10 protein-coding genes are annotated in these 17440 nt (G+C 56.7%); all 10 read right to left on the reverse strand.

Going from position 1 to position 17440, the window contains the following annotated elements; all coding sequences use genetic code 11:
* Window positions 1–39: 39 nt before the first annotated feature.
* The 10 genes from parE to D7M11_RS28370 all read right to left on the reverse strand — a co-directional run bounded on the left by parE (window position 40) and on the right by D7M11_RS28370 (window position 17436).
* Entirely contained in the window at window positions 40–1995 is a 1956-nt protein-coding gene (gene parE, locus D7M11_RS28325) for a DNA topoisomerase IV subunit B (RefSeq protein ID WP_120750716.1), read from the reverse strand.
* A gap of 327 nt (window positions 1996–2322) precedes the next feature.
* Entirely contained in the window at window positions 2323–3321 is a 999-nt protein-coding gene (locus D7M11_RS28330; RefSeq protein ID WP_120750639.1) for an ABC transporter permease, read from the reverse strand.
* Window positions 3314–4279, reverse strand: a complete 966-nt coding sequence (locus tag D7M11_RS28335; RefSeq protein WP_120750640.1) for an ABC transporter ATP-binding protein — start codon at window positions 4277–4279, stop codon at window positions 3314–3316. Before D7M11_RS28335 ends, D7M11_RS28330 begins: the two co-directional genes overlap by 8 nt.
* 13 nt (window positions 4280–4292) lie before the next feature.
* On the reverse strand, window positions 4293–5096 hold the full coding sequence (locus tag D7M11_RS28340) for a GDSL-type esterase/lipase family protein (protein WP_120750717.1): 804 nt from the start codon (window positions 5094–5096) through the stop codon (window positions 4293–4295).
* Window positions 5097–5271: 175 nt separating this feature from the next.
* Complete coding sequence (locus tag D7M11_RS28345; protein ID WP_120750641.1) at window positions 5272–6555, reverse strand: glycoside hydrolase family 18 protein; 1284 nt, start codon at window positions 6553–6555, stop codon at window positions 5272–5274.
* A 154-nt stretch (window positions 6556–6709) separates the two neighbouring features.
* Window positions 6710–8569 (reverse strand): ABC transporter ATP-binding protein, encoded by a 1860-nt coding sequence (locus D7M11_RS28350; protein ID WP_120750642.1) that lies wholly within the window; start codon window positions 8567–8569, stop codon window positions 6710–6712.
* Entirely contained in the window at window positions 8566–10332 is a 1767-nt protein-coding gene (locus D7M11_RS28355) for an ABC transporter ATP-binding protein (protein ID WP_120750643.1), read from the reverse strand. Before D7M11_RS28355 ends, D7M11_RS28350 begins: the two co-directional genes overlap by 4 nt.
* A 302-nt stretch (window positions 10333–10634) precedes the next feature.
* On the reverse strand, window positions 10635–11690 hold the full coding sequence (locus D7M11_RS28360) for a hypothetical protein (protein ID WP_120750644.1): 1056 nt from the start codon (window positions 11688–11690) through the stop codon (window positions 10635–10637).
* Window positions 11691–11837: 147 nt separating this feature from the next.
* Window positions 11838–13577: an NHL repeat-containing protein gene (locus D7M11_RS28365; protein ID WP_120750645.1), complete on the reverse strand. Its 1740-nt coding sequence runs from the start codon at window positions 13575–13577 to the stop codon at window positions 11838–11840.
* A gap of 202 nt (window positions 13578–13779) precedes the next feature.
* Window positions 13780–17436 (reverse strand): dynamin family protein, encoded by a 3657-nt coding sequence (locus D7M11_RS28370; protein WP_120750646.1) that lies wholly within the window; start codon window positions 17434–17436, stop codon window positions 13780–13782.
* Window positions 17437–17440 lie beyond the last annotated feature (4 nt).

Consider the following 17440-nt stretch of genomic DNA (forward strand, 5'->3'; position numbering starts at 1 on the left):
TACTATTCGTAACCGTTCCCCCCTTGGTTTAAACTTCCGTTATTCCACAAGCTCCGTAAAATCGACATTCTCGATAATCCACCGCTTGCGGGGATCGACCTTGTCGCCCATCAGGGTGGAAACGCGCCGTTCCGCTTTGGCCGCATCCTCGATCTGCACCTGCAGCAGCACCCGCGAATCAGGGTCCATCGTCGTTTCCCACAGCTGATCGGGATTCATCTCACCGAGCCCTTTATAACGCTGCAGCTCGACCGACTTACCCAGCTCCTTCATGAACTGCCCGAGCTGCTCGTCCGAGAACGCGTACTTCGTTACCGTGTTTTTGCCGGCTTTTTTCGTCACTTTGTAAAGCGGCGGCTGGGCGATATAAACCCGCCCCGCATCGATCAGCGGCTTCATGTACCGATAGAAAAACGTCAGCAGCAGCACCTGAATATGCGCCCCGTCCGTATCGGCATCGGTCATGATAATGACTTTGCCGTAGTTAATCTCCTCGATCTCGAAGTCGGAGCCGACCCCCGCGCCGATCGAAGCGATGATCGCCTTGTACTCGTCGTTTTTCAATATATCCGCCAGCTTCGCCTTCTCCGGATTCATCGGCTTGCCCTTCAGCGGCAAAATCGCCTGATGCCGCGAATCGCGCCCCTGCTTGGCCGAGCCGCCCGCCGAATCGCCCTCGACGATAAACAGCTCGTTGCGCATATAGTCCTTCGACTGCGCCGGTGTCAGCTTGCCTCCCAGGTTGGAGCTTTCGCTTTTGCCCTTTTTGCCGTTGCGCACTTCTTCGCGCGCTTTGCGGGCCGCTTCCCGGGCTTTCGCCGACTGCACCGCTTTTTTGAGCAGCAGCTGCGCCACCTGCGGATTTTCTTCCAGAAACACCGCCAGCTTCTCGGAGACGACGGAATCGACCGCACTGCGCGCCGAGGCGCTGCCGAGCTGGTCTTTCGTTTGTCCGACGAACTCCACCTCGCCCATCTTGATGTTGATGACCGTCATCATGCCTTCGCGCAGATCGACGCCTTCGAGGTTTTTGTCCTTCTCCTTCAAGATGCCGGCTTTGCGGGCGTATTCGTTCATCACCCGGGTATAGGCCGTTTTGTAGCCCGTTTCGTGCGTGCCGCCGCCGCGGGTCGGGATCGAGTTGACGAAGGATGCGATCGTTTCGGTATAACCGTCGTTGTACTGGAACGCCACTTCCACTTCGATATCGTCTTTTTCCGCGTAAAAATGAATGACGTCGTGCAGCACCGTCTTGTCCTCGTTCAAAAACTGGACGAACTGCTTCGCGCCGCCTTCGTATTCGAACATTTCCTCGTTGCCGGAACGCTCGTCCTTGAGCGTAATTTTAAGCCCCGAGTTCAGAAAAGCCAGCTCCTGCAGCCGTTCGGACAGCGTATCGTAATTGATCGCTATACCGCCCTGGAACACCCGCTTGTCCGGCTTAAACGTAATCTGCGAGCCGGTGCGGTTCGTGTTGCCGATAATGTCTAGACCGGTCACCGGCTCGCCGACATGCTCTTTGCCGCTCGGGTCGACCCAGTATTCGAACCGCTGCCGGTGCGTTTTGCCGTCGCGCCATATTTCCACCTCGAGCCATTCCGACAGCGCATTCGTCACCGAAGCGCCGACGCCGTGCAAGCCGCCCGACTTCTTGTAGCCGCCGCCGCCGAATTTGCCACCGGCGTGCAGTACCGTAAAGACGACCTGGGGCGTCGGAATGCCCGTTTTGTGCATGCCTGTCGGGATGCCCCGGCCGTTGTCGCGTACGGTGATCGATTGATCTTTATGTATAAGAATATCGATTTTCGTGCAATATTTGGCAAGATGTTCATCGACGGCGTTATCGACGATTTCCCATACGAGATGATGGAGACCCGATGTGCTCGTGCTGCCGATATACATCCCCGGCCGTTTGCGCACGGCTGTCAAACCTTCGAGAACTTGAATATCGTCCGCATCGTAACCGGTGGACGGACCGTCGTCCGAAGGCCGCACGCCTGCCGGCTGCTTGTCGGCGGGAGCTTTGCTTCCCGGTGCCGCCTTGCCGCCGTTAGACGGGCCCGCTGTTTTTTTGCCGACCGATGATGCCGACTCCGCAAACAAGTCCAACTGCTCTGTCAATCCGCGCGCCCCCTGTTAAGTATCGAATGAATTCCATGCTGCCTTAGCAGCTAAGTTGCGATCCAAAAATAAGAAACCGCTCATTTTCGGATCGCGCATAATATGCATTATACTCAAAGCGATTTATTTTTACCATGCCCCATTTCGGGCAGAAACCGCCGGAGATGTTCCACACCGGTTACAGCATGCCGCAAACAGGGCCTAGTTCAACACATCTTTTCTCGTGAAAACCGCGAAGGAGACGACAAGCGAAGCGATCCCCCACACCGCAAGCACAGTCATGGAGAAGCCGAGATCCATCCCTTCGATCGGCGGCAGCCGACCCGCCAAATAGTCGGTCAGCGTCAGATTAACCATAAATAAATATTTGGCCGTTTCCCACGACGATACCATATTCGTCAAAATGCTGCCGGATATAACAACCGCAAGCATGATGCCCATGCCGGCCGCCGTGCTGCGCACGAGCACCGACACCATCAGCGACATGAACCCGACGATCAGCGCGGCGAACCAGACGAGGCCTAGCTCCATAAGTACGTACAACCAGCCGGGAACCGGGTGAACATTGCTCATGTCGATCTCCGAGCCGACGATCTGGTACCCGGTGAACGTTGGAAGCGTCCACCCTCCGTAACCGAACACAAGCCCCGATATCAAATAAGCGAGCGCCATTGTAGCGAGAACGGTAAGTGATATGTAGAGCAAAAGCGCAATATATTTGCTCGCGAGCACCTTCCAGCGCTGAACGGGCCTTGTAAGCAGCAGCTTGATCGTACCGGTGGAATGCTCGGACGACACGAGGTCGGAAGCGAGAACCATAACCATAAGCGGAATGAACAGACTGATGGCGTTCGCCATGAACGTTTTCGTGAACGTAACGCCGTTAGGCGCCTTCGGGTCCACGTTTTTGTCCAAGTAATATTGCAGCACCTTGACCTGCACCCGCATCACTTTTTTCCACTCTTCCGGCACGCGGTTGCTGGCCAGACGGTTCGTGTAATCGTTGATCTGCTGCTGCGTCTCCAGCCTCCAGTCCTGCGTGCCGAACTGCTTCTTGCTATTTTGCGCCACCTTCATCTGCGCGTACGTGAACATCGGGATAAGGGCAGCCAAAATGAGGAGGATGACGAGAAACCGTTTTTTCTTCCAAATTTTGATCGTTTCGTTCTGAACCAATGGGTAGAGGCCGACGCTATTCAATTTTCTCCCCCTCCGTCACGCGCAAAAACAGCTCCTCCAGCGTAGGATTCGCGATCCGTATTCCGTGTACACGGATGCCGGATGCGACCATCGCCTCGTTCAGCGCCGGAATCGTCTCTTGCTCCATCTGAACGACGATCGGCCGGACGCCATCTCGACCAGCCTGTTCGGCAGCGGATTGGCGTTCGTCCGGACTGAGCAACTGGACGCCCTCCGCTCCGGCGAGCAGCTCCCGGGCGCGCTCGTAAGGCTCGGCATTCCAGACAACGGTGCTTCCCGCCTGTCTAAGCAGCTCGTCCACCTCGCCTACGGCAATGACGTTTCCGTGGCTGATGATGGCCACCCGGTCGCACATTTGCTGGATTTCGCTGAGCAGATGACTGGAGACGAACAGGCTGAGCCCCTTCGCCGCCAGCTCCCGGATAAAATCGCGCATTTCCTTGATCCCTTGCGGATCGAGCCCGTTCGTAGGCTCGTCGAGAATGAGCAGGCTCGGGCTCCCGAGCAGCGCCTGGGCGATGCCGAGCCGCTGGCGCATGCCGAGCGAATACGTCTTGACTTTGTCGAATATACGCTGGCCGAGTCCGACGATCTCGGTCACTTCGCGAATACGCGATTCGCCGACGCCGGGAATCATCCGCGCGAAATGCTCGAGATTTTCCCACCCGGTCATATACGAGTAGAGCTCGGGGTTTTCGACGATACAGCCGACGTGACGTAGCGCTTCGGTCGGCTGCTTGACGATATCGTAGCCGCTCAGCTTGATCGTACCGTCCGTCGGCTTGATCAGTCCGACGAGCATGCGGATCGTCGTTGTTTTGCCGGAGCCGTTCGGCCCGAGAAAGCCGAATATTTCGCCGCGCCGCACATCGAACGAAATGCCTTTAATAATAAGCCGGTTTTTGATTTTTTTCTTCAATTGATGGACGGACAGTACAACGGACGTTTCCCCGGTCATTCGCTCCCCTCCTCTATTCAAGCGCCTGCACGACGCGGTCGGCGATCCGCACGTACCCGGCTTGATTCGGGTGGAAGTGATCGCTGTACAGGTAGTTGTCGATCCCGAACTGGAACAGATCGATCGTCGGCACGACGACCATATTCGGGAAACGGCTCGCAATCTTGAACGCCTGATCGTTCCATTCCTGCACATGAACCGTAGCGGGACGCATGTCCGGAATATTGTAAAACGGATTGTACACGCCCACATAAACGATTTTCGCTTTCGGATTCAGCTCCGCCAGCTTCGTCAGGATCTGCTCCAGCCGTTTCAGCGGCTCCGGCAGCCGGTCCCGCACCTTTGCCGGATCGAGCTGGTCGCTCCCCGCATTCAGCACATCTTGTCCGATCGCAAACAAGTCGTTTCCGCCCATCGTGAGCAGAACGACATCCGCCTTTTCGATCCCGTACGGAATGCCTTTCGCATTTTGCAAAGCGGCGAGCAGTTGATCGGTCCGATACCCGTTAACCGCATAGTTGCCGATAACGTTAACCTGTTTTTTCGTAGCGCTTGCCAGCTTCTCCTTAACGTTCTGCACGTATCCTTTGCCGGAGACGTCACCCGTTCCGACCGTAAGCGAATCGCCGAGCGCCACGATATCGATCGACGTCTTCTGCTCCGCCGGCACCGGCGGCGGCTCCTCCGCTTGCGCAAACGGAGCAGGTTTCGGATTGATAACATCGTTCAAGGCGTACACGAGTCCGCCAACTAATAGAAGCGTCGCCATAAGCGCCGCCGTTCCGATCGTTCTCCATAGCGTTCGCGTCGACCTCATCGGAAGCCCTCCTGAATCGAGCAAGTTCTGCATATCAGTTACTAGATTAAAGGTTCGGGGAGCAATTTGCAAATACGCCAGGCATACATAGCCGGAGTTCTCCGCTCTCCCCAAAAAAAGATCTGCCCGATTCCCCTCGGACAGATCTTCTTCGACACCGAACATACGATCTCCTTCAAGTTACCTTCTTAACATGAAAATTTGCCTCGAGCAGCGGCCAGTTTTGCGGAAAGCTTTGCCCGAGCAGCCAATAGCTGATGCCGCGAAGCCCGTATTCCTTGATCAAATCGAACTTGGCCTGCATGCTACGCGCATCTTCGAACCAGACGATATGCTCCTTGCCCTCGTGATCGTAATAAGTAAAGTTAGGCGCTTGCGATGCCGGATCGAAGCGGATATACGCCCCCACATCGCGGGCCAGTACAACGGCCGCCTTCGGAGAGAGCGTCGGCGCGAATTTGCCGCCTTTTATGTAAGGCAGCGTCCAGTTGTAACCGTACAGCGGGGCTCCCATCATAATTTTGTCCGGCGGAATGACCGACACCGCATAATCCAGCACTTGTCTGACTTGCGGGATCGGCGCCACCGCCATAGGCGGGCCGCCCGACCAGCCCCACTCGTACGTCATAATGATGACGAAGTCGACGATTTCGCCGTGAGCCTTGTAGTCATGCGCTTCGTACCATCTGCCCGCCTGCGTGCCGCTCGTTTTCGGGGCGAGAGCGGTCGATACCGCTTTGCCGATCGCGTGCACGCGTGCCGTTATGTCGCGGAGAAAGGCGTTGTACTTTTCCCGGTCCTCGGGAAAAATATGCTCGAAATCGATGTTGAGCGCGTAAAAATGTTTGTTTTGCATAGTGGCGATTACGTTGTCCATAAATTTGCTTCTCGCTTCGGCATTGTCGAACAGCGACCGCGCCACTTCCGACGAAAACGTGCCGTTCTCGAAGTTCGTCACGACCATCATCGGCGCCGCATCCGTATTTCGTATCGCCGCGAGCGCCGCCTCGTCCTGCGGGGGAGTGAGCGAGCCGTCCGGGTGGGCGATATACTGAAACAGACTGAAATACGTCATATACGGCGCCGTTTCCTTCACGATAGCGCGATCCTGTTCAGCCGTCTTCGGCTGTAAATAACCGTTCACCTCGATCGTCCGTTTCTCGCCCTGCCGGGGAATGAGCAGCCGCTGTCCAACGTAGAGCCGGGAAGGGTCCGTAATCCCGTTCGCTTGTGCAATCGCTTCGACCGATACGCCGTAGCGGTGTGCAATCGTCCAGAGCGATTCACTGGGACGGACGATATGGTACGTATCGCTGGTCGGGATGACGAGCGCTTGCCCGACCGCGAGCCGTGTCGGCTCGTCGATCTCGTTGATGCGGACGATGTCGTCAACCGGCACGCCATATCGTTTCGCGATCGCCCACAGCGAATCGCCGGGCTGCACGACTTCGATTTGCATAGCGTTCCTCCTTTCAGTTTTTATCTCCTTGTAGCAAGCCTATTCGGCCGCCGCTTTTTCCTTGCCAGTCCTTCGTAAAAAAACCGAAACTATAAATTCAAAAAAAACGAAGCCTTCGGGACGCTTATTGCGCCTCCAAAGGCTTCCTCTGCGATTAAACCGCTTCGCTAAGAAATTTGTACTGGGCTTCCACCAGCCCGTGATAAATACCGCCGTGGCGCATCAATTCGTCGTGAGTGCCTTCTTCCATAATATTGCCGTGGTCGAGCACGACAATTTTGTCGGCGCCCCGAATCGTCGAAAGCCTGTGAGCGATCATGAACGAGGTACGCCCAATCAGCAGCGTCTTGAGCGCCTGCTGAATTTTTTGCTCCGTCTCCGTATCGATGCTGGCCGTCGCTTCGTCGAGAATGAGCACACGCGGATTCGCGAGCAGCGCCCGGGCAAACGACAGCAGTTGCCTTTGCCCCATCGAGAGCATATTGCCCCGTTCCTCGACTTGCGTATCGTATCCGTCCGGCAGCTTCACGATGAAGTCGTGCGCATGCACCGCCTTGGCAGCCGCCTCGATCTCTTCGTTCGTCGCTTCGAGCCGCCCGAAACGAATGTTGTCGCGGATCGAGCCCGAGAAGATGAATGTATCCTGAAGCACGATGCCGACCTGCGAGCGCAAGCTTTGCAGTGTAACGTCGCGGATATCGTAGCCGTCCACGAGCACCCGGCCTTCGACCGGATCGTAAAATCGGCACAGCAGATTGATGATCGTACTTTTGCCCGAGCCCGTATGACCGACGAGCGCGATCGATTCGCCCGCCTTCGCCTCCAGACTGATGCCCTTGAGGGCGGGGCGGCCCTTCTCGTATTCGAAGACGATATTGTCGAAGCGGACATCGCCTTTGATATCCGGCAGCGTTTCCGGCTTGTCTTTCTCCGCAACCGTCGCCTTCTCGTCAAGAAACTCGAAGATGCGCTCCGACGAAGCCATCGCCACCAGCATCTGATTGTACATTTGACCAAGCCGGTTGATCGGCTCCCAGAAGTTGCCGATATAGTTCGCGAAGGCGACGAGCATCCCGATCGTCAGCTCTTTGTGTTCGATCAAGTTGGCGCCGTACCAGAACAAGATACACGTTCCGATGGCACCGGTCAGCTCGATAATCGGCCCGAACGCCTGGTTGAGCGCCGACGCCCGATCCCACGAGTTTTTGTTGATCGTGTTCATGTCGTCGAAGTATTTGATATTTTCTTTCTCTTGAGTGAATGCCTGCGTGACGCGGATGCCCTGAATGCATTCGGCCACATGCGCGTTGATTCGCGACTGCTTCATGCGGACGTCCTGCCAGGCGTGCCGGATCCGCTTGCGCAGCGAGCCGGACACGATGAACATCAGCGGAACCGTAACGATGATGGCTAGTCCGAGCTTAGGACTGAGCGACAGCAAAATAATGACGATCCCGATCAGCTGCATGCAGTCGATAAGCAGGTTGACGACGCCGTTCGTAAACAAATCCTGCAGCGAGTTGACGTCGTTCGTAATACGCACAAGCACCGAACCGGCCGGACGTTTGTCGAAAAAGCGGAACGACAGCTGCTGGATGTGACTGAACAGCGAGTAGCGTAAGTCGAAAAGCACCTTTTGGCCGATGACGTTAATGTAACGAATACGGTATCGGTTTACAAAATATTGCAGCAGATACAGCGCCAGCATCGTACTGGCAAGAATCATCAGCAGATTGCCGTCGCCGTTAAAGAGCGCTTTGTCGATCGCGAGACTGATCAAGTAAGGGATGGCCAGCTTCGAGAACGTGCCGAGTATCATCGTAGCGAGAATGATCGGCAGCAATTGCCGGCGGTAAGGCTTCAGATAAGCCCCCATCCGCTTCAACTGCCCCCAGTCGAACGACTTCTCCATTTTGTCGTCGTCCTGATAAACGAAGCGTTCGCTCGTTTTCCCCGATTGGCCCGCACGTGCGGCGTGCCCCTGTTCTTCCGGATGCTCCTTCGGCCGGCTCATCCTACCACCCTCCGTTCTTCCTGTTGCTGCGCAAAATCCGGATGATCCGAATATTGGATTTTATACGTCTCGTAATAATGGCCCGGCTGGCTGAGCAGCTCCTCGTGCGTGCCGCGCTGGATGATGCGTCCGCTGTCCAGCACGAGTATTTCGTCGGCATGTTTCAGCGACGAGATCCGGTGAGCGATAATAAACGTCGTCCGGCCCTTCATCAGCTCCTGGAAGCCGGCCTGAATTTCATGCTCGGTTTCCATATCGACGGCGCTGGTGGCATCGTCCAGAATCAATATTTTCGGATCTTTGATCAGCGCTCGCGCGATTGCGATACGCTGCTTCTGACCGCCCGACAGCCCCATTCCGCGTTCGCCGACGACCGTGTCGTACCCGAGCGGCAGTTCCATAATGAAGTCATGCGCCTTCGCGAGCTTCGCGGCCCGCACGATCTCTTCGTCGGTTACGTCCTTGCGCCCGTACGAAATGTTGTTGCGAATCGTCGACGAGAACAGGAACGTCTCCTGGAACACGAGGGCGATCTGCTGGCGCAGCGCCTCGAGCTTGATGTCGCGAATGTCTTTTCCGTCGAGCGTGATGCGCCCTTCCTTGATGTTGTAGGCGCGAAGCATCAGCTGAATGACGGTTGATTTGCCTGAGCCGGTTCCGCCAAGTAGACCAATAACGGAGCCAGCAGGCGCTTCCAGATTGAACTCCCGCAGCGCGGGCTGTTTTTCGGGATACGAGAACGTAACGTTTTCGAAGCGCACCGTACCTTGCACATGCTCCGGCGTTATCGCTCCATCCTTGTCTTTTACGTGTACGTATTGATTCAGAATCTCCAGCACGCGCTCGCCGGATGCCTTCGATTGCGTATAGTTGTTAATATGAAACCCGATATCCCGCATCGGTGCTATAATGTACCAGATGAAGCTGAAAAAAGCGACCAGCTCGCCAAGCGTCATCGAGCCTTTGATAACGAACATGCCGCCTACCGTAAGCAATACCGCTACGCAAACCGAGGACAACAGCTCAAGCGTCGGGAAAAATCGGGACCACGTATACGACAGGTTAATGTTGCTTTCTCTGAATTCGCCGTTTCGCGACGCAAATTTCTCAATCTCGAACGGTTCGCGCGCAAATGCTTTTACGGTGCGCACGCCGTTAATATTTTCCTGAACGGCCGTCGTCAGGTTGCTGTTCGCTTGACGGATCGAACGGAATTCCGGGTGAATCTGGCGCTCCAGCCGCATGGCCGTAACGACCAGAAACGGCATCGTAATGAAGGTGACCAGCGTCAGCTTCCAATTCATCGTAAACATCATAATCGACCCGAAGATGAACATGAGGAACACGTTGAGCAGCTGCGCAAAGCCGAATCCGATAAACTGGCGGATTCCTTCGAGGTCCGCGGTCAGTCGGGACATCAGATCGCCCGTCTTGGCCCGGTCGTAATACTGAAACGATAAATATTGCAACTTCTCGTACAGCGCGTTACGCAGGCTGAAGGCGACCCGGTTGCCGAGGCGGCCTCCCGTAAAACCGTGCATGTACGCAAATGTTGCTTTGACCGCGACGACAGCTACGACAAGCAGCGCTAGATAGGGTACCCATTCGAACTGTTCCTTCTTGATGACGTCATCGATGAGGAATCGAAGCAAGTGCGGATACACGAGCCCGAGTGCGGTGGAACACATCAAACAGACAATCGAGATGAACAGCAAGTACCGGTCTTTCCAGTAAAATTGCTTTAATTGCTTCAAAACGTTCATTTTCGCCCTCCTAGCCGGCTGCTTTCCAATTTCTTAATGAATCTTATCACCATCCCAAAGCGCGAGCAATCGACTTAATCGGTAGAAACGTTCAATATTCCCCTAATACTCACAAAAAGACACGAAAACGGGAAGGAATCCATGAGATTCTCCCAATTCATCGGAATTCGCGTCTATGGATGCGTTTTCACGAAAGTTATGAAAATTAGGTGACAACCCTTGACGGAAGCGGGATTGCGAGCTGCGAACATCCTCCTGAAAATGGAAAATAAGACGTAAAAACCGGACGTTCGCCGTCCGGTTCAAATCAGCTCGTATTCGTAGCTTGCGATTTTCCACCCGTTTGCTCCATATTTCAAATAACAGACCATTCTGGCATCCTGAGTGCCGGATACGATCCAGGTGACGGTGAACGCGTACAGCCCGTCGGATGCGGCGACAAGCTTCGGCCCTACAACGTCCTTGATAACAAGCGGCGGAAACAGGCCGGAAGACCCGCCGCCGATCAAATAGCCGCCTTCCGATTCGGGAACGTGCTGCTCGAGCAGTCGATCCACCCGTTCTTCCGTAAAAGCGCCTTGCAGCCAAAGCTTTACTTTGTCGCGCTGGGCGGCACTTATTTTTTTACCATTGTATTCAAGGCCGTAGAACGCCTTGTCGACAGCTTCGAGCCAAGCGTACACGGCAGCCGGTTTTGCCGCCGCTTCGGCTGGCTTCAGCTTCAGCGCAGGAAAAGGCTTCATGTTTTTGTCGAAGTCCGGATTATTCACTTCCGGGCTTAACGGCGCAATGACGTGAAGCGTCTTGATCTCGGCCAGCGTGGCGCGATCCGACGTTCCTTCGAGTATAGGCGCATAAACGGCCATATAGCCGGAAATCGCGATCGTGCCAGTGCCGCTTGAGCCGGCCGGACCGAATCTCCGTTTATCGTCCGGATTTGCAAACGTCAGCGCAAACCGGTTCGGCACCTCGTGAAACGACATCGCCTTCGGCAAGCTTCCCTCCGATTTGCCGTCCACCGTAAAGATGACGTCTCCGGGATTGTACGGCTCCGTTACCCTGTCCCGCACCTCGAACCTGCCGCTGATCTGTTTGTCGCCGGCGAACAGCACGGATACCGAGTTTACGCCGTGCGTTCCCGGGCTCACGGCCACTGCCGACATGCCTGCCACCGAGTCGCCGGGGCGAACGCTTGCGGGTTCGAATAACGCCTCCCTCACGGGCGTCGCTGCGGACGGCTGCACGGGCGATGCGGCGAACGCATGCGGATTTAACGTGTAATAGCCCAGAAAACCGGTAAGCAGGACAAACGCAAATGTAAGCACGGTCCCGATCCGGACATACCATTCTCGAATCATCCTCTTCTCCCCCTCCTCTTCCATTAGACGGTAAATATCGGCAATTGTTGCGGAATTTCGGCGAAATCGGGCGAAAAAAAGACGTGCTCCGTGGGGAACGCGTCTTGGCTTACAATCCGGATGAGGACGTGGTCGTTCTGTTCAAAGTTAAGATCGGATACCGGCTATGTAAACGGATGGAAGCATGTATACGGCCTCTCCGACGGCAAAAATGAGATCGCCGGTCGGCGTCGCATCCGCGGCGGCCCCTACCTTCCCTGGAAGCTCGAGCTCCTGCAGCACGGTATCGCTTACCGTGTCGATCAGCAGTAGTTTATTGCCGCAAAAGGCGGCCAGCGTGCGGCTGTCGACCACAACGAGCCAGCTGCAAGCCGTACCGGTCGCTAGATCGCCTGCGAATGTTTTCGTCTGCGGATCGAATATGCGTATGCACGTTCCCGCTCTGACGTAAACCTTCGAACGGGCCGCCGCGATCGCATTGCCCGTCCCTTCTCCCGGCTCGAACTCGTGCTCGAAAACGAGGCCGGTTCCGGGCTCCCAAACGCCAAAGTGGCAACGAACGTCCTTGTAGGGCAGTCCGCTCGCTCCGCCGTTCGTCGCAAAGTACAAATAGCGGTCGTCCGCCGTCAGCCCGGAAACCTGCTGCTCGTTCGGAATCGGGTCCCTCCAGCTCTCGACTTGCAAAGTGAGCGGATCGATGCGCGACAGCGCCCCTCCGTACGTTCCGTATCGGGCCGACCAGCCCGTCCAGACGCCACCGCCCGGTCCGCGCACGCTTCTGCCTTCCGGCCGGACGAAGTCGGGAGATACCGACATCAGCGTCCTTGGGTTCACATTATTCAGTTGATCCCAGGGCAACGCTGGATCGTAGACGACATGATCGCCCCCAACATACGCGGACATGAACAGCTTCCCATCTACGAAGACGATGCCGTATACTTCGCCGCCCGCATCGCATACGGACGATGAATTCCATTCCGATCCGCTTTCCGGGTCTAGACGAAAGATCGTCTGGCCGAACTCGCACGAACCCCAAATGCGCCCCTCCTCGTCGCAGGCAATCGTATGGATGCGGGTGGCCGGAGCTTCGACCGGAATACGGAATAGCTCCGGCGTCTCGGCCAAGCTGCCGACGAGGAATACGTCTTGCCCGCGTACGCCGGCAAACCGGCCGTTTGCAAGCGGCACCGCATTCGCGCGCTTCCCGCCGGGCAGCGTCACGGCGTTAACCGTCAGCTTCTCCTTTAGACCGTCATCCGGCAAACGCTCGAACGTACGCGGATCATAAAACTCGAGCTCGCCCTCCTTGGCAGTACAAATGAAGGAATCTGTAACTTCGCGGACGACAAAACCCGGCGTGCCGAAATCGCGGAACGTCCCGCTTTCGATATGAAACGCCTTCAGGAAAGGTTCGTCATAACCGCCTGCGAGCAGGATATATCCGGGCAAGCTGCCGTCTACCGGGCGGCTGTACTGATTTTTCGGATTATCCGAGGCGCGGCCCATATTTTGCAGCTTATGATGAATCGGGTCGTAACGCAGCAACGAGCAGCCGGGCCACGTTCCCCCGTAAACGTTGCCGTCGGAGCCAAGCGTCATTTTCCAAAAATATTTCTCTCCCGGATCTTGCAAAGGCTCGGCCCACGTTCGGGTTTTCAAATCGAGAACATGCAAATAGGCGTGCTGCGGACAAGTCCCGACGACTAGCTTCTCGTTGCGCCAGTTCACGAGTCCCCAAGCTCCTCCGTCGCCGGGAAGCATAATGGATTCCCCTTCGCCCGTCACCGTATCGATGAAGATGAGATTCCCGGTTTGTCCGGCCGCATAGTTGGACAGCACCAGCTTCTCGCGTCCGTCAAGAGGGTCCAGCATAACGGTATGGGCCAAAATATTGAAATTGCGGCATGGACGGCCTAGCGGCTTGAATATCGACGTCTCCAGTTAGCCCAGCTCCTTCTTTTGACAAGTATAGTACCTGTACATAAGTATAGCGGGACAACGTCCCCCGTCAATACTTTTGAATGGGGCAAAATAGAAAGGCGCTCTCCGCAAAGATGCAGAGAACGCCTTCCGGTTATTCAAGCTTATTTCAAGCATCCATCAGCACTTGCAGCCGCTGGCGCGTCGCTGTCAGTTGACCTAGATCGACCTTCATCTCGAGGGCGGCCAACATGCCGTCCGCATGTTCGGCTACGCGCCGTCCCAGTCTTACCTGCACGTCAACAATGCGCTCTTTATACTGCGCCGTATACTCCTGAACGAACAGGACGCAGTGCTGCTCGACAAACTCGGCGATCGGCGGGGTCAGCGCCTTCTCAATCGCGTCCTTGAGCTGGTTTCGTCCCGGACCTTCAAAAAACTGCTTGCCGTTCTTGTAGAAGCCGGCAAGCCATTTGTCGTCGGCCGGCTGCTCCAGCGTTTCGGTAACCGCCGGCGTGCGGAACGATTCGCTTTCGTAGCTTCCCGCTTGGAAGCCGTCCAGCAGCTCGCCGATTCGGCCTTGCAAGCCGTCATAGCGAGCAGAAGCAAAACGGTTGAGCGTGTTCTCGATCCGCAGTGTTGTCGCGTACAGCTCCTGCGACAAGTCGTACGAGATGAGCCGCAGCAAATCGAGCCAAGCGGCGCGCATCAAGCTGCGAATCGAACCGAGGTCCTCGCGCAGCGCGGCCGGGTTGAACGCGTATTGGAACAGCTCCCCGAACCGGTACGTAAGCCGCTGCTTGACATAATACAGCAGCTCGCGAATTTCTTTGTCCGCTTCCCGCTCATCGGCCGCCGTATCCTTATTCTCCAGCAGCCGCTGCGCCTGCTCCAGTGCATCCCGCACCGCCGAAACGCTGCGCTTGCGCTGCTCTTCGCTCTCCTGCGAGCCCTTGATCCAGCTGTTCAGCAGCGCCGCAGAACGTTCCAGCTCCTGACCGGCGGATCGGACGGCGATTCCGGCAAGCTCGCCTACAGCGAACTGGACGAAGTCGCGCTCGAAGCGGGCAATGCCGCTGGCTTCCGTAAGCGCTTCGTCACGCGCCGCTTTCCCGTCCAGCGCCATCAGGCTCGAAACCGGGTAAATACGCGGCTTGCGGATACTAAAGCGCAGCAAATTGTCGACGACATGACCGACAACGCCATCCAGCTCCTCGCGGCTGGCAGCCAGGTCGGCCGCATTGACGAGGAAAAACATTTTGTCCAGCTCGAAACTGTCCTTCACGCGGCCGAGCTGCAGCAGAAACTCTCGGTCCGCCTGGGAGAAGGCGTGATTGTAATAGGTGACGAACAGAACAGCGTCCGCATTTTTGATATAGTTGAAGGCAACCCCGGTATGCCGGGCATTGATCGAATCCGCTCCCGGCGTGTCGACCAGAATCATGCCTTGCTCGGTTAACGGGCAAAGGTAATACAGCTCGATAAACTCGACGAAGCACGATTTGCTCTCCTCCGCAACATAATCGCGGAACATCTCGAGATCGACGCGCAGCTCGCGGCCGAGCGCTTCCTTCGCTTCCCCCCAGCCCTTGAGAACGGCTTTCAGAAACGTATAGTGCGGCTTGCCGCTTGGCCCGACGCGATCCGGCGAAAGCTTCTCGATTAGACCGAGCGCGGAGCCGATATCGGGCGCACGGTCGCCGAGCACATTCAGTGAATACAGCACATCGCTCTCGATCGCTTCAGCCGATTTCATCTTTACCTTGACCGAGCCGTGAGGCCACTCGGCCGATGGAGGCATAATTTTGTTGATCGCGGCCGTCGTCGGATTCGGGGACACCGGCAGCACCGATTGCCCCATCAGCGCATTGGCCAGCGACGATTTACCGGCACTGAACGCGCCGAACAGCGCGATCGTAAAATGGCTGTTAGTCAAGCGATCCGCCTTATCCTTCATCGAGTGGACGATCGACTGCATCGCCGGAATTGGCGACAGCAGCTCGCAGGCGTCGCTCAGCTTCGCGGCGGTGCGGGCCATTGTCGCGCGGAAGCTTCCCGCATTGGCAGCAGCGCCACCTCCCGCTTCATCGGACGGACGCTCCATGGCGAGCGACCAGCGCTTCTCGGCTTCGGACTTGGCGCCCCCCTCGGCCGGTGCGGCTGTTTGCCCCTTCTCGATAGAAAACCGGTCCGGGTCGGGCAGCTTGCCGGTCAAGTCCGGGCCGCGATACGGATACAGCGCAAGCAGCTCCTGCTCATGCCGCTTCTCCCCCTGCTCGATCGCTTGCAGCTCGTGGTAGGCGGTCAGCCTCTCCTCAAGCCGCTCCTTCTCCCGGATCAGCTCCGCCACTTCCCGGTCGGCTAAAGCGTAAACGCCGCGGGCGATCGTATCGATCAGATCGAAGGCGGCGCGGCGAAACAAACTTTTCGTCTCGGCCGATATCTGCTTCGAATAGTTGAGCGTGTATTCATTCGAAATGACCGCTCCGGCCAACACCTGGCCTTCCAGCCATTCCTCGCTGACTTCGCGCAGTGTTGAAGTCAGCGCCTCGTCAACGGCGCCGGTCTCCACGCTTCCCGCTTCCGCCGCTTTCAAGAGCATGGCGCGAAGATGCCAGACGATATTCGCTTCCACCTTCTCCGTGTAGTCGGCGGCAAATACGCCGAGTCTGTTAGCCACCTCTTTGGCTGTTGCCGACGCGCGGGAAAACAGCCCGACCTTGAAGCCGGGCTTCCGGCTTTGCAAATAGTGGTCGGCCAAATCCCTCGTAGTGGCCGGCGTAATGTTCGCATTGTCCAGCAGCTTGGCTGCTTCGGCTCTCCATTCGTCCCGCAAGCGATCGCCGTCGCGCTTCCGCTGCTCGATAAGGGCCGCGAGCGCTTCGTACCGCTCCGGCAGATCGGCCCCCTCCTGCTCGATGCGCAGGCGCAAACGAGCCTTTTCCTCCTCGTTTCTGTCGGACAGCCACGCCGCATGCTCGCCGATCAGGTGAACGACCGACTTGTCCAGACTGCTTTCCCCGAGCGGTCCAGCCATTTCCGCCAGCTTGCCGATGAGCAGCAGCAGCTTCTCCCATTCATTGTTCGGGTGCTCCGGCTGCTTGACCGACGTAAACAAAATACCGTCCGGTTCGATATGCCAGCTCTCAAAAGAACGGTGCACGCTTTCCCGGTATTCCGCAAAGGGCAGCTCCCGCTCCCGGTGTTTATCGATCATATTCACGATCAAATAGAGCGGCTTGCCCCACTCCTTCAGCCGCTTCGTAAAGGCGAAGTTGATCTCGGACTGCACATGATTGTAATCCATGACGTAAAAGACGACGTCGGCCATGTGCAGCGCCGATTCGGTCGCCATCATATGCGCGTTGTCGGTCGAGTCGATGCCAGGCGTATCGAGCAGCGCGACGCCGCTGTCCAGCAGTGGTATCGGATAACGAATGCTGACCGATTCGATCTCTTCGCCATTTTTGCAATATTCGGCTAAACGGTCAAGCGGAACCTCAGCGGATACCGGTTGTCCGGCTCCAGCTTGCATCTTTTTGACGGTAGCGCCGGCGGAGCCGCTGCGAATCGTCACTACGTTGGCGCTCGTCGGAATCGGGCTCGACGGCAACAGCGGATAACCGCAGAGCGCATTGATCAAACTTGATTTCCCCGCGGAGAAATGTCCGCATAAAGCGATATTCAATACCCGATCGGCAGCCTTCTCGGCCAGTTGCGCCAATTTGGACGCATGACTCTGATCCCCGGTCTCGGCCATCAGTCGGCCCGCCGAGACGATCGCCGTCTCCGCATTTGCCGGCCCCCGGGTTTGTGTCGTATGCATGGTC

Source organism: Paenibacillus ginsengarvi, assembly GCF_003626695.1.
Taxonomy (GTDB): domain Bacteria; phylum Bacillota; class Bacilli; order Paenibacillales; family NBRC-103111; genus Paenibacillus_AB; species Paenibacillus_AB ginsengarvi.

What these genes read in the sequence shown, in the direction of transcription:
- D7M11_RS28360 (WP_120750644.1), bottom strand. Translation starts at nt 11,690, where the DNA reads ATGATTCGAGAATGGTATGTCCGGATCGGGACCGTGCTTACATTTGCG.
- D7M11_RS28370 (WP_120750646.1), bottom strand. Translation starts at nt 17,436, where the DNA reads ATGCATACGACACAAACCCGGGGGCCGGCAAATGCGGAGACGGCGATC.
- D7M11_RS28355 (WP_120750643.1), bottom strand. Translation starts at nt 10,332, where the DNA reads ATGAACGTTTTGAAGCAATTAAAGCAATTTTACTGGAAAGACCGGTAC.
- D7M11_RS28345 (WP_120750641.1), bottom strand. Translation starts at nt 6,555, where the DNA reads ATGCAAATCGAAGTCGTGCAGCCCGGCGATTCGCTGTGGGCGATCGCG.
- D7M11_RS28335 (WP_120750640.1), bottom strand. Translation starts at nt 4,279, where the DNA reads ATGACCGGGGAAACGTCCGTTGTACTGTCCGTCCATCAATTGAAGAAA.
- D7M11_RS28340 (WP_120750717.1), bottom strand. Translation starts at nt 5,096, where the DNA reads ATGAGGTCGACGCGAACGCTATGGAGAACGATCGGAACGGCGGCGCTT.
- D7M11_RS28350 (WP_120750642.1), bottom strand. Translation starts at nt 8,569, where the DNA reads ATGAGCCGGCCGAAGGAGCATCCGGAAGAACAGGGGCACGCCGCACGT.